The organism is Hymenobacter jeollabukensis, from assembly GCF_005771675.1.
In the GTDB taxonomy this organism is placed as follows: domain Bacteria; phylum Bacteroidota; class Bacteroidia; order Cytophagales; family Hymenobacteraceae; genus Solirubrum; species Solirubrum jeollabukense.
In genome coordinates, this window is sequence record NZ_VAJM01000001.1 from 766759 (window position 1) to 778404 (window position 11646).

An 11646-nucleotide genomic window follows, 5' to 3' on the forward strand; every position below is an offset into this window, starting at 1 on the left:
ATTGCCCAGTGTGCCAGGATTCATCGCCCCCTCGCCAGGCCAGCCAAGGGTGGCAGCCCGCCTACAGGTACGACATCCACCAGTAGCGGTGCCGCTGCCGGTAGCCCTCGTACCAGCGGCAGGGCCAGTAGAGCAGCCCTACCACCGCCAGCCACACCACGTAGGTGCGCAGCAGGCTGGGCTGATACGCGGCCGGCCACTCGGCCGGGGTCGAGAAGGCGAGGTTAAAGGGCTGCCCGAAGGCGGCACGCGTCCACAGCCAGCTCCCGCCGCTGATCAGCAGAAGGTGCAGCATATAGTAGAAAAACGGCACCCGCCCGTAGGTGCGCAGCCAGCGGGCCGGCCGGCTGCTGAGCTGCTCGGCCCCGCTCAGCAGCCACAGCGCCACGCCCAGCGTGAGGCACGCGAACAGCAACGAGGGCGGGTACTTGCTCACGTTCACAAACGACAGCACCGTGTACCAGGCGCCGCGCGCCTGCTGGCTCCAGGGCGCCGGGTCGCCGTACCAGTTGGTGGCCCGCAGGGCTCCGAACAGCAGCAACGCGGCTGTGCCGGCCACACGCAGCCGCCGGGTGCGCTCGGGCAGCGGCAGCGCAAACCAGGGCCCGATAAGGTAGCCCGCCAGCAGCACGCCCAGCCACGGCCCGATGGAATAGGCCACCAGCAGCGGCGGCAGCGGCGGCAGGGCCAGCACGAAGGTGTTGTTGTGCAGCAGGGCCCACAGCGCGTTGTGCGCCGTGACGGGCTGAATAAACGGCAGCGCGTCGTGGCCCAGCAAAATCAGCGCGGCCAGCCCCAGCAGCACCGGGCGCGGCAGCCAGAGCAGCCCCGCCAGCAGCACCATGCCCCAGCCAATGGCCCAGATGACCTGCAGCAGAATCATGCCGTAGTCCCAGTGCAGCACCGGCGCGATGAGCAGCACCTCGGCCGCCACCAGCCACAGCCCGCGCGTGAGCAAAAACCAGCTGGTGGCCCGGCGGCTGCCGCGGCGCTGCTGGGCCAGCCAGATGCTCACGCCCGCCAGAAACACGAAGGTGGGCGCGCAGAAGTGCGTAATCCAGCGCGTGAAAAACCACAGCGTGGTGGTCTGCCCCAGGTCCTCGGGCCGAAACGGCGTGGGGCTGAAACAGTCGCGCACGTGGTCGATGGCCATGATGAGCATGACCAGCCCGCGCACCACGTCGATGGCCTGCACACGAACGGCAGCGGTAGGGGAATTTGCAACGGGCACAGATACGTCGGCGGCAGGGAGCATGGGCAGCAAGCCGGACCGTTGGAGTCTGGCGGAGCCCAAGTTAGCGGCTCGCGCCAAACCGCCGCCTCTTCTGCTGCCCCGACTTTTACGCCGCCCTCCGCTTTAGTCGCTCAGCAGCGTAGTACCCGTCAGTTCCTCGCTCAGCTGCCAGAGTCGGCGGGCGTTTTCGGGCGTGTTGAAGGGGTTCTTCACGGCCTGGGTCCGCTGCTTGGCGTAGTAGCCCCCGCTGCTGCGGCCGGCGGCCGGGTCGGTGGCCAGGAAAAGCGTGGTGGCGGCGCCCTGCTCCGGCGTGCTCAGGAATGGCCGGATAAGGGGCAGCACCCGCGCCATCATGCTCTTGCCGCCCGCCCCGAAGGCCGTGGCCACCACGCCCGGGTGCAGGGCGTTGGTCACCACGTTATCGATGCCATGGGCGCGCAGGCGGCGGGCCAGCTCCTGCGTGAACATGATGTTGTAGAGCTTGGCGTTGGCGTAGGCAAGGGTGGTGTCGTAGTGCCGCTCGTGCTGAAAATCCCCGAAATCGGGCCGGGCCTGCTGGTGTAGGGCCGACGACACGTTGATGACGCGGGCCGCCGGGCTCTGGCGCAGCCGGTCGATCAGCAGGCTGGTGAGCAGGAAGGGGCCGAGGTGGTTGGTGGCCAGGCTGAAGTCGAGGCCCTGGGGCGTGCGGCGGCGCTCATCGGGCGGCAGCAGGCCGGCGTTGTTGATGAGCACGTCGAGGCGCGGGTAGCGGGCGTTGAATTCGGCGGCGGCGCGGCGCACCTGCTCGAAGTCGGCCAGGTCGGCCAGCAGCACGTCGACCTGCGCCCCGGGCACGGCCGCCTCGATGCGGGCCTGGGTAGCGGCGGCTTTGTCGGCGCTGCGGGCCAGCAGCACTACCTGGGCGCCGCGACGGGCCAGTTCGCGGGCGGTTACTTCGCCAATGCCCGAGGTGGCACCGGTGACGAGGACGATTTGATCGGAGAGTTCAGGCATCAGAAATAGGCTTACGTGGTGGCTGCCAGGGCCGACGCAGCAGCCGAGCAAATACTTTACGCTCAGCCGTTATTCGCACTTAGAACCGGCTCCGTCTGGAAGTTTGGTTACCAGTGACCAGCAGAACGTCATGCTGAGCGGAGTCGAAGCATCTCTACCACTTCGTTGAATTTAGTATCAGGCGAAGCGGTAGAGATGCTTCGGCAAGCGGACGTCAGATGAAGCATGACGCCCTTTTGACTACTGTTCTGATTCCTTGCCCACAGGTTCAGCCCGTTTCCAGCCGACGCGACTCCGCCTGCCTTTACCCCGCGCCGCCGGCAGCGGCGGCCGGTTGCCAGCCCGTCAGCGCGGCCCAGTGCGTGGCGGCTTGGTAGATCAGGTGAAACACCGGCTCTTTCAGGTACAGGTAGCCGTCGATGCTGGCCGGGAACAGCGCGGCGGCGCGCTGCTTCAGCAGCTCGTACTCGCGGCGGGCCGTCGGCTCGGCGCGCAGGTAGTCGCGAAACAGCAGGGCGAAGCGGGCGTTGAAGCGGCCATCCTCGCGCAGGTGCAGATGCAGGCGCCGCTCCCCGGCCGGCTCGCGCAGGTACAGCTTGCGCAGCTCCGGCGAGTCGGCGGGCAGGTCGTGAAACTGGTCGTACTGCCACTCCCGCCCCTGCCGAAACCCCGCCCGCCACAGCGGCGGCAGCAGCTCCGCCGCCGCCGCTTCCAGGTCCGGCACGGTCAGCTGCACGTCGATGACGTCCTTGGCGCTGAGCCCCGGCACGGCCGTGGAGCCAATGTGCTCGATGCCAAGCGCCACCGGTCCGACCAGGGCCCGCAGACAGGCAGCAAGGGCGGCAAACTCAACGGCCCAACCGGGCTGGTACGGCACCAGCACGACTGGTCGGGAAGGCGCGAAATCAGGCATGGCAGGTGGGAAAGGTCCGCGGCAAATATGCACCCGCCGCCGTTGCGCCCGCGCCCCCGCCCATAACCTTCCGGGATGCGCGGGGGTATTGTAGCCGCGGCCCCACCCCGGGCGCCCGCACCACCATTTCTCCCGCCTTTCATGAATTCCCCCTCTTCCGCCTCCGCCGCTTCATCAGCCGCACCCGTGGTGCTGGCCGGCGCCACCGGGCAGCTGGGTCTGCTCATTGCCCACCACCTGCGCCAGCTCGGGGCCCCGGTGCGGGCCCTCATTCGCCCCGAGAGACGCGCCAGCGCCGAAGTGGAGTCGCTACGCCTGCAGGGTGTGGAGGTGCTCGAAGTCGATTACCACGACGCGGCGGCGCTGACGGCAGCCTGTCGCGGCGCGGGCTGCGTGGTGTCGGCCCTATCGGGGCTGCGCGAGGTCATCGTGGATGCCCAGACGCGGCTGCTCGATGGGGCCGTGGCGGCCGGCGTGCCGCGCTTCATTCCCTCGGATTTCGCCGCCGACTTCACCCACTTGCCCGAGGGCTCCAACCGCAACTTCGACCTGCGCCGGGAGTTTATGCGCCGCCTCGATAAAGCGCCGATCCGGGCCACTTCCATTCTCAACGGCATGTTCATGGAGCTGCTCAAGGGCCAGGCGCCGCTGATTCAGCCCGGCCCGCGCCTGATCATCTATTGGGGCGACGCCGACCAGCCCCTGGACGTGACCACCATGCCCGACACGGCCGCCTTCACCGCCCGCGCCGCCCTCGACCCTGATACGCCGCGCTACCTGCGCGTGGCCGGCGACGTGCGCAGCATCCGCGGGCTGCAGGCCGCCGCCACGGCCGCCACCGGCCAGCCCTACCACCTGTTCCGCGTCGGCGGGCTGGGCATGCTCGCGGGCATGATCAAGGTCACGCGCGCCCTGATGCCGGCCCGCGAGGAGGTGTTTCCGCCCTGGCAGGGCATGCAGTACTTGCACAACATGCTCACCGGCCAGGCCAAACTCGCCGAGCCGCTCGACAACAACCGCTACCCGGACATGCGCTGGACCACGGTGCCGGAGCTGCTGGCCACGCGGCGCTAACGCCGCCGGGCACAAAAAAAGCAGCACTCCCGGTGGGAGTGCTGCTTTTTTTGTGCGGTAGTCGCTCGGACTAGGCGCGACGAACTTTCACGGCGTTCAGGCCCTTGCGGCCCTGCTCCACTTCGAACTCGACTTTGTCGTTGTCGCGGATTTCGTCGATCAGACCGGTTACGTGGACGAAGATGTCCTGGCCGGTGGTGCTGTCATTGATGAAACCAAAACCTTTGGTCTCATTGAAGAATTTTACGGTTCCCGTTGCCATGATGCTTTAGGAAAAAGGTGAAAAACGAGCAACTGACAACGGAACACTACGGTAGTTCGTCAAGCGAAGGGGGGTAGGTAACACGAGGCAACTTGCCTTAAACAGTGTAAACATACGCCTTTATTTCCGGCCTTCACAGGTTTGCCCGGTCTTTCAGGTCGCGTTACGGGTGTCAAACCGGCCGTTGGGGGGGAAAGTTCAGTCGGCGGCTACTTTAAATACTGCCCGTCGGGGCCACCACGACTCCCGGGCTGCGCCCGGGCAAAACCGCGCTGACGGCCCCGGCAGGCACAAAAAAGCAGCACCCGAGGGGTGCTGCTCTGCTGTTGTCGGCGGCCGAAACTAGGCGCGACGTACGTTGACGGCATTCAGGCCACGACGGCCCTGCTCTACCTCAAACTGTACCGCGTCGTTGTCACGGATTTCGTCGATGAGGCCGGTTACGTGGACGAAAACGTCCTCGCCGGTGGTGGTGTCGTTGATGAAACCAAAGCCTTTGATTTCATTGAAGAATTTTACGGTTCCTGTTGACATGATGCTTTAGGAAAAGAGAGTACAAAAAGCAACTGACAACGGAACGCTACGGTGATTCTGCAAGCGAATGGAGGTAGGTGAAACGAGGCAACTTGCCTGAAAATGCGTGACTCGCGGCGCGGCGACTGACAAGCCCGGTTGCGGGAGGGTGCGGCGACTGGCAGCAGGTTACAATGGGCTTAACGGGGCGTACCTAAACTAAGTTCAAAAACAGCTTATTTAAATCAAATAAGCACCTATCCTCTGACCCAAGCCGCTACCAGTCAGCGGTTCATCCTCCGGTCGATTGCGCAACCGCCCTCAGATGAAAAGGCAGGCAGCCGAACCGGCGGCCGAAGCGGGCCAGGTGCCCGAAACGTTCTTGTTACGCATGGCCCACACGCACCCTACCCCTGAAACCAGCGCTGATAAGCGGGTGCCACCAGCCGCTGCCACTCGGGGTTGCGCTTCAGGTAGCTCGTCACGAAGGGGCACAGCGGAATCAGCAGCCGCTGCCGCCGCTCGACTTCGGCCAGCACCTTTTCCACGATGGCCGTGCCTACCCCCTGCCCTTCCAGCTGCGCCGGCACTTCGGTATGGAACAGGGCCAGGGCGCCGTCCCGGTCGCCGTACTCCATAAAGGCGGTGGCGTGGTTCACGGTCAGCTCGAAGCGGTGGCTGCCGCTATTGTCGACGAGCGGTAGGGCTTGAAATTCGGGTTTCATCGGTCGGTGAAAGGGAGGAGCTTGATACGCGCGCTCAACTGGCGCAGGTGCTACAACATTCCGCAGGCAGCGGGGCCGGCTAGGCGCTGGCAGGCACGGTAATTTTTTTCCGATCCATAGCCAGGCGGAAGCTGAACACGGCCAGCAACAGCGTCAAGGGGGTAAAGACCAGCTGCTCCAGCGCGGTCCGGGCCAGCAGATTGCCCACGGTATTCGCCAGAAACAGGGCCGTCATCAGCCATAACGCGCCCGTTATCAGCCGGGAATTGACGCGCAGCCGCAGCCGGCCCGCGGCCAGGGCCACCACGGCCAGCATCAGCAGGTTCAGGCCGATGGACACGGTTTCGAACGACAGCATCTGCTGGTGGCTTTTCAGGCGCCCGCCCCACACGATGGCAAACGGAATAACGCCCGTTAGAATCAAAAGGTGGAACAGCACGATGAGACTCAGAATAAGGAGCATCCCGTGGGCCGCAGCTCGGGCAGTAAGAAGGTATTTCATGGGGATAAACGAGCCGCTTTACTTGCCCAAGGTCCGCAGGTAGGGCGCGGGAATGGGCAGGCCCTGCAGGCGGTTGGTCATGGCAAACAGGATGAGCAAGGCCACCAGCACCCCCGCGCCGCCAATGCCCACGGCCTGCCGCCGCGCGCGGGCCTCGCCCCAGAGGCCGCGGCCCTTCTGGTAGTGCAGGCTGGCCAGGTGCAGAAAGACGGCCGTGACGGCCAGAAAGTAGTACGGGACGAAAAACAGGCTAAAGGGAAAGGTGTTGATGCCCGCCGCCGCGAAGTACAGGTTGGTATCGAGCCCAAACACGGCCCGGCCGGTGAGCACCGCCCCGGTATGTACCAGCAGAAAGAAGGCGAGGTACAGGCCGGAGAGAATCTGAACCCGCTCCGCCACCGGCCACGGCGGCTGCCGGCGGCCCCGCCAGTACAGGCGCAGACCGGTGAATACCTGCCCCACTACGGCCAGCAGCAAACCCGTTTCGACCACCGGATGCCGGTACATCCGGCGCAGCGCGGTCATGACCACCTGGTGCGCCTGCACGCTCCCGAGCGCCGCCAGGTGATTGGCCAGGTGAACCAGGATGAACCCGGACAACAGGACACCCGTCCAGTAGTGGTAGGTTTTGAGTGGTAGTCGCATCGGGCAGGGCCAGGGTTGCGGCGACAATATTAGTCCGCATTGAGCTGAATAAGGCCAACGACCTCAGGTAGCCGGCCCGAACGAAAAGCGACGCCCCGGTTTTTCGGGGCGGCGCGGGTAGCCGGGGCTCCGGCTCAATCCTTCCACTGGCGGCGGCGGAACCGCTTCCAGCTGCGCTGCTGGTTGACGAAGTGGGAGTTAACCGTTTCGGGGCCGTGCGGGAAGCATTGTAGGGATACTTATTCGTTTCTGCTCAGTAAACGGCACGCCCGACCAGATGCGAATCCGCGTTTCTACAAACCTATTTTCGCTGGCCGCCGGGCCGGGCGCTAGGCAGCGCCTATGGCCACGCCCTTCCGCTCCGCTCCTCGTGCGGCCAGGGCCGGGAAATAGCTGCGGTGCAGGGCCAGGGCCGAGCAGACAATGCCCCCGGCCACGACCAGCGTGCGGACCCAGTTCATGGCGCTCCACTCCTGCCAGATGCGCTGCAGGGTGGCCACGTCCGTCACCTGCGGCCCGAACAGGATGGCGTTGCGCGGATAGAAGTAGTTGAACGTCATGCCCTCGGCCCCCACGTACAGCAGCAGGGCCAGCAGCAGCAGGTGGCGGGTGGGCCGGCCGCGCTTCCAGAACAGGGCCGCGCACAGCAGCGCCAGGCCCTGGTTCAGCGGCGAAAAGACGCGAAAGAAGTTTCCGGGGTTCGACACCCGGTAGTAGTCCCGGGCGGTCTGAATCGAGCGGGGAATGTCGTGGCCCCAGGCGGGCGCATCCACCAGCGAGGTGTAGATATTGGTGAGCAGCAGGCCCGAGGCCACGATGAGGGAGGCGAAAAGCAGGGTTCGTTTCATAGCGGTTGGTTTTTCGACAAAAGTCCGCCCCCGGCCGCCCCGGAACTTGTACGTATCGGCCAAGATGGGCCGGCCCCGGTTTGGGGCCGGGGCGTGTCGCCAACACCCGAACGTCATGCTTGATCTGGCGTCCGCTTGTCGAAGCATCTCTACCGCTTCGTTGAATTGTATCTGACGAAGCGGTAGAGATGCTTCGACAAGCTCAGCATGACGTGCTGATGGGTCACCGTTCACCGCCCCCAGCGTCCTCAGGCCCAATCAACGCTTTCCCCTATACGCCAAAGCGCCCGGCTTCCGCAAGTGGGAAGCCGGGCGCCGGCGTGCGTGCAATAGGTAGAATCGAACGAGAATAAGCGGGGCGACGGGGTGCGGGCCGGGCGGCCCGGCGGCTTAGTTCAGCGCGGGCCGGGACGCGGGCACGGCCGTTTTGGCCGCGTCGGCGGGCTGGTGCTGGTTGAAGAACTTCCGGTCGAAGAACGTCAGGGCCAGGGCGGGCTGCTCCTCGAAGTCGAGGCCCAGCTGGCGGGCGTTGCGCGAGAGTTGGCGGGTGAGCAGGGCGCGCTCGGCCTTGGTGCCCACGCGGGCGTCGGCCTGCACCTTCTTTTGCCCGCTCTGCGCCTTCAGGGCCGCCAGCAGCGCGTCGCGGTGCTGGGTGTAGGTGGTCTTGAAGCTGGCGTCGAACTTGGTGCCCAGCTCCGCCAGGGCCTGGTCGAAGCGCTCCAGCAGGCCGGGCCACTCGGCGTAGTCGGCCTTGTGGTACTCCGTGGCCCCGTTGGGGTAGAAGCGCAGCCGCTGGGCTTCGTCCTTGATTTTGTAGTGGACGTCCTCGCGGCCCTCGCCGGTAATCCACTTGCGCAGGGTATCCCGGGCGGCTTCCAGCGTCAGCGTCTGCCCCTTGCCGGCGCTCAGGCCCGTGCTGGCGTCGCTGCGGTGCCCGAAGTAGGCCGTGAAGCGGGCCTCCGTGCCGGCAATGAGCCCGTCGAAGCGGCCGGCCTCGTTGCCTTTGCGCAGGCGGTCCAGGTGGTCCCGGGTGCCGGCTTCCAAGTCTTGGTTGCTGATGGAATCATCCGCAAACCAGTCGCCAAAAATTTTGTCGAACGACAACATAAAAAGGTAGGTAAGTGAAGGTTAAACTTCCTTCTAGCTACCAACAATAGCTGAATTATCCAACCGAAAAACCGCGGAAGCCTCGCGCAAGCTTCCGCGGGCCACCCGAGGTTTCCCGGCCGGCCCACGAAAGTCTCCGCGGGCCCCCCGAAGTTTTCCGGATGCCTCGCGCAAGGTTCCGTGGGCCGTCCGAAGTTTTCCGGGTGCCTCGCGGAAGCTTCCGCGGGCCACCCGAAGTTTTCCGAGTGCTTCGCGGAAGCTTCCACGGGCCACCCGAAGTTTTCCGGGTGCCTCGCGGAAGCGTCCGCGAGGTATCCGAGGTTTTCCGGACCGCTGCCCACGGCGTTGCCGGCCGCGCCGCGCCCAAGCAGGCGCGGGCCGGCAGCCCGGGGCCGCTGGCCCCGGCAAACGGTACGCCCCCGCCCAAACGAACAACGCCGCCCGGGTTTCCCCGGGCGGCGTTGGTAACGGTTTGGCAGTAATGCGGCCGGGGAGGCAGCACCTCCCCCGCTAGGCCCGTCCCCGGGCACTAAGCTCGCGCCAGCCAGCGGCCAGCCACCAGCTACTCCGCCGACGACTGCTGCATCTGCTGCCGGATGCCCTGCTCCATCCTGGCGTGGTTGGCCAGGAACTCGGCGTGCTGGGCCTCGGTGCGCTCGGTGCCGAGGCTATCCAGCTGCGCCCGCAGCTTATCGGCCGGCAAGTCGTTGCCGTACACCGGCCCGCCCGGCTGCTGCCGCCACGACTGGCGCAGCGTGCCGTCGTCCACCGCGTCGAAGCCCAGCTCGTCCACCAGGGCCATTACTTTCTGCTTGGCGGCGGCATCGTCGCCGGCCACGGGCAGGGCAATGCGGCCGGGCGTGCCGGCGGGCTGCCCCTTCTCCACGATGTGGTGGGCGTAGATGTTGTTGAACACCTTCACCACCGGGCGCCCCAGGTGCTGCTGCACCCACTCGCTCTCGGTCAAGTCGCCCGTTTCCAGCTCCTGAATCTTCCCGTCGCGCAGCAACGGGTAGTAGTTGCTGGTATCGATAACGGGCACGTCCGCCGGCACCGCGGCCAGCAGGTCCTTGGGCAGATCGGGAATGTTCTTGAGTGGGATGGTCACCACCACGATGTCGCTGCCGCGCCGGGCCGCTTCCTCCGCCGTGACGGCCTTGGCGCCCGTCTTCTGCTCCACGTCCTTCAGGGTTTCCGGCCCACGGGAGTTAGCAATGTATACCGTATGGCCGAGGCCCGTAAGCCGCTCCGCCAGGGCGCTGCCGATGTGGCCGGCGCCAATGATTCCGATGTTCATGGTTGTCTACGTTTGAGCGCCGGCCGGGGGCCGGCGCAGGTTCAGGCAGGTAGACAGCGGAGGTGGGGGGATTGTTTGGTGGGGCTGGGTGGACAGTTAACTAGATGGACCACTACTACCCTACTTCTGTGTTGCTTCCTTTCTAACTGGACTTATACACGTTTTAATCAGCGCATACTGCTTTTCATTATTGCAGCTAAAAGCCCTCAGCATACCGTTTGTATCCCCGCCAAGATAAATATCAGCTATTTGAGGATATTCCGATATGAATGAAGTCAACACAAGCGGAGTGCCTAGCAGCTTCTTGGAGACAAAATAACGTGTATCACCATAGCATAAGAAATTTCTGTTACCATAGACAAAATAGCCAAAATACTTTCCGTGAACTATTCTATTAAAATTAACCGGACTTATTTTAACTACTGTTTTTTCTTCGACTTTAGCGCATGAAAAGTAGTAGCCTACTTCCCGTTTACAAGCCTTGTCATGTCGTATAATATCGTCTAGCAAGCTGAACAAACAAGATTCCGCTTTGTATTCCGGCAGCTTCCTTACCACAGTTTCTACATCATCACCCTCTGGCCTAAAGGCAGAATAAAGAGTATCCACCAACGTAGCAGCCCCACTTTGCGCCTTAGCGGCAATAGAAAATAAACAAAGCGCAATCAATGCCAAAATATTTTTCATCTACTTATATCCTTTAAAAATTAACTATTCAGCGAAAGTTTATTATCAGCAGTTATGTTCTACTCTATCAACCGAATATAAAACCAGTACTCGTTGTGGCAACACACCTGAAGCCTCACAGCGGCGGCAGTTGCCCGGCGTCGTGCGGGTTCAGCACTTGCAGGCCGGGCACGGCGCCAAAGTCGCTGGTGTTGCGGGTGAGCAGCGGCAGGCCGTGAGCCAGGGCAGTGGCGGCAATGATGGCGTCGGGGAGCTTGATGCGGTGCTGCTGGCGCAACCGGATGGTTTGCTGAATGACCGGCTCGTCGAGCGGCAGCACGGTGCAAAGACCAATAAACTGAAGCAACGCCGCCTCTTCCGCAGCATTGGCCGGCTTGATCAGCAATTCTATTCGATTGATAACCGACAGGAATGCAGTACCTCCATCTATCACCTGCACCATCCATTGTAGACTGGCAGGCGGCAGCAACTGGCTTTGAAACTCAATTGCTGCGTTCGTGTCAATTAGGATTCCCGCTCCCATTCGTCGCGCAGTTCAGCATTTTGTTGCAGCATCCGCTTCGCTGACTCAGGCGAAAGGCTTCCGATGAGAGAAGCCACTGAAGGTTTGGGTGAGGGCTGGGCTAAAGGCAGCTTCTTTACTCCTTCATACGCATCGCCCGATTGCTCTATAATACCCACCACGCGTACATTCTTTTGTAGCCGGAGAATCTCGACGGCAGCTTTATCGGGGACTTCTACAAGCACGAGTGTCATCGTCTGAACTGGTTGTTTCTGGAAGATACGAAAGCAACAACGGCGGCCGGCGGAATATTCCACCGGCCGCCGCTGGACGGTTTAAAG

General features: G+C 63.6%; 15 protein-coding genes. 1 reads left to right on the forward strand and 14 read right to left on the reverse strand.

Features of this window, described 5'->3' with window-relative positions:
* Positions 1-61: 61 nt before the first annotated feature.
* The 3 genes from FDY95_RS03305 to FDY95_RS03315 all read right to left on the reverse strand — a co-directional run bounded on the left by FDY95_RS03305 (position 62) and on the right by FDY95_RS03315 (position 3143).
* Complete coding sequence (locus FDY95_RS03305) at positions 62-1195, reverse strand: DUF1624 domain-containing protein (protein ID WP_171025509.1); 1134 nt, start codon at positions 1193-1195, stop codon at positions 62-64.
* A gap of 162 nt (positions 1196-1357) precedes the next feature.
* Positions 1358-2230, reverse strand: a complete 873-nt coding sequence (locus tag FDY95_RS03310) for an SDR family oxidoreductase (protein WP_138075277.1) — start codon at positions 2228-2230, stop codon at positions 1358-1360.
* 304 nt (positions 2231-2534) lie between these two features.
* A complete protein-coding gene (locus FDY95_RS03315) occupies positions 2535-3143 on the reverse strand; it encodes a GrpB family protein (RefSeq protein ID WP_138075278.1) in 609 nt (202 codons plus the stop codon).
* A 141-nt stretch (positions 3144-3284) separates the two neighbouring features.
* Here FDY95_RS03315 and FDY95_RS03320 point away from each other — a divergent pair, with 141 nt between their 5' ends.
* Positions 3285-4217, forward strand: coding sequence for an NmrA family NAD(P)-binding protein (locus FDY95_RS03320; protein WP_138075279.1), 933 nt, complete (start codon positions 3285-3287; stop codon positions 4215-4217).
* Between the two features lie 70 nt (positions 4218-4287).
* Here the strand turns inward: FDY95_RS03320 and FDY95_RS03325 are convergent, their stop codons facing one another.
* From FDY95_RS03325 to FDY95_RS03375, 11 genes are all read right to left on the reverse strand, one after another.
* Positions 4288-4479 (reverse strand): cold-shock protein, encoded by a 192-nt coding sequence (locus tag FDY95_RS03325; RefSeq protein WP_111476180.1) that lies wholly within the window; start codon positions 4477-4479, stop codon positions 4288-4290.
* Between the two features lie 342 nt (positions 4480-4821).
* Positions 4822-5013, reverse strand: coding sequence for a cold-shock protein (locus FDY95_RS03330; RefSeq protein WP_138075280.1), 192 nt, complete (start codon positions 5011-5013; stop codon positions 4822-4824).
* Positions 5014-5399: 386 nt separating this feature from the next.
* Positions 5400-5717 carry a GNAT family N-acetyltransferase gene (locus tag FDY95_RS03335; protein WP_138075281.1) on the reverse strand — a complete coding sequence of 106 codons (318 nt, stop codon included), beginning with the start codon at positions 5715-5717 and terminating at the stop codon, positions 5400-5402.
* A gap of 79 nt (positions 5718-5796) precedes the next feature.
* Positions 5797-6219 (reverse strand): hypothetical protein, encoded by a 423-nt coding sequence (locus tag FDY95_RS03340; RefSeq protein WP_138075282.1) that lies wholly within the window; start codon positions 6217-6219, stop codon positions 5797-5799.
* 18 nt (positions 6220-6237) lie between these two features.
* The gene (locus FDY95_RS03345) at positions 6238-6864 is read right to left on the reverse strand and encodes a hypothetical protein (RefSeq protein WP_138075283.1); all 627 of its coding nucleotides are present in this window, start codon (positions 6862-6864) and stop codon (positions 6238-6240) included.
* Between the two features lie 329 nt (positions 6865-7193).
* On the reverse strand, positions 7194-7712 hold the full coding sequence (locus FDY95_RS03350; protein ID WP_171025510.1) for an anthrone oxygenase family protein: 519 nt from the start codon (positions 7710-7712) through the stop codon (positions 7194-7196).
* Between the two features lie 390 nt (positions 7713-8102).
* A complete protein-coding gene (locus tag FDY95_RS03355; protein WP_138075285.1) occupies positions 8103-8819 on the reverse strand; it encodes a hypothetical protein in 717 nt (238 codons plus the stop codon).
* 562 nt (positions 8820-9381) lie between these two features.
* Positions 9382-10116 carry an NADPH-dependent F420 reductase gene (locus tag FDY95_RS03360; RefSeq protein WP_138075286.1) on the reverse strand — a complete coding sequence of 245 codons (735 nt, stop codon included), beginning with the start codon at positions 10114-10116 and terminating at the stop codon, positions 9382-9384.
* A gap of 120 nt (positions 10117-10236) precedes the next feature.
* Complete coding sequence (locus FDY95_RS03365; RefSeq protein WP_138075287.1) at positions 10237-10803, reverse strand: hypothetical protein; 567 nt, start codon at positions 10801-10803, stop codon at positions 10237-10239.
* A 115-nt stretch (positions 10804-10918) separates the two neighbouring features.
* Positions 10919-11326 (reverse strand): type II toxin-antitoxin system VapC family toxin, encoded by a 408-nt coding sequence (locus tag FDY95_RS03370; RefSeq protein ID WP_138075288.1) that lies wholly within the window; start codon positions 11324-11326, stop codon positions 10919-10921.
* Entirely contained in the window at positions 11308-11622 is a 315-nt protein-coding gene (locus FDY95_RS03375) for a hypothetical protein (RefSeq protein ID WP_171025511.1), read from the reverse strand. Before FDY95_RS03375 ends, FDY95_RS03370 begins: the two co-directional genes overlap by 19 nt.
* Between the last annotated feature and the right edge of the window lie 24 nt (positions 11623-11646).

Coding starts and splice junctions, on each gene's coding strand:
- FDY95_RS03360 (WP_138075286.1), bottom strand. CDS start 10,116: ATGAACATCGGAATCATTGGCGCCGGCCACATCGGCAGCGCCCTGGCG.
- FDY95_RS03345 (WP_138075283.1), bottom strand. CDS start 6,864: ATGCGACTACCACTCAAAACCTACCACTACTGGACGGGTGTCCTGTTG.
- FDY95_RS03340 (WP_138075282.1), bottom strand. CDS start 6,219: ATGAAATACCTTCTTACTGCCCGAGCTGCGGCCCACGGGATGCTCCTT.
- FDY95_RS03350 (WP_171025510.1), bottom strand. CDS start 7,712: ATGAAACGAACCCTGCTTTTCGCCTCCCTCATCGTGGCCTCGGGCCTG.
- FDY95_RS03320 (WP_138075279.1), top strand. CDS start 3,285: ATGAATTCCCCCTCTTCCGCCTCCGCCGCTTCATCAGCCGCACCCGTG.
- FDY95_RS03330 (WP_138075280.1), bottom strand. CDS start 5,013: ATGTCAACAGGAACCGTAAAATTCTTCAATGAAATCAAAGGCTTTGGT.
- FDY95_RS03325 (WP_111476180.1), bottom strand. CDS start 4,479: ATGGCAACGGGAACCGTAAAATTCTTCAATGAGACCAAAGGTTTTGGT.
- FDY95_RS03355 (WP_138075285.1), bottom strand. CDS start 8,819: ATGTTGTCGTTCGACAAAATTTTTGGCGACTGGTTTGCGGATGATTCC.
- FDY95_RS03370 (WP_138075288.1), bottom strand. CDS start 11,326: ATGGGAGCGGGAATCCTAATTGACACGAACGCAGCAATTGAGTTTCAA.
- FDY95_RS03315 (WP_138075278.1), bottom strand. CDS start 3,143: ATGCCTGATTTCGCGCCTTCCCGACCAGTCGTGCTGGTGCCGTACCAG.
- FDY95_RS03335 (WP_138075281.1), bottom strand. CDS start 5,717: ATGAAACCCGAATTTCAAGCCCTACCGCTCGTCGACAATAGCGGCAGC.
- FDY95_RS03365 (WP_138075287.1), bottom strand. CDS start 10,803: ATGAAAAATATTTTGGCATTGATTGCGCTTTGTTTATTTTCTATTGCC.
- FDY95_RS03310 (WP_138075277.1), bottom strand. CDS start 2,230: ATGCCTGAACTCTCCGATCAAATCGTCCTCGTCACCGGTGCCACCTCG.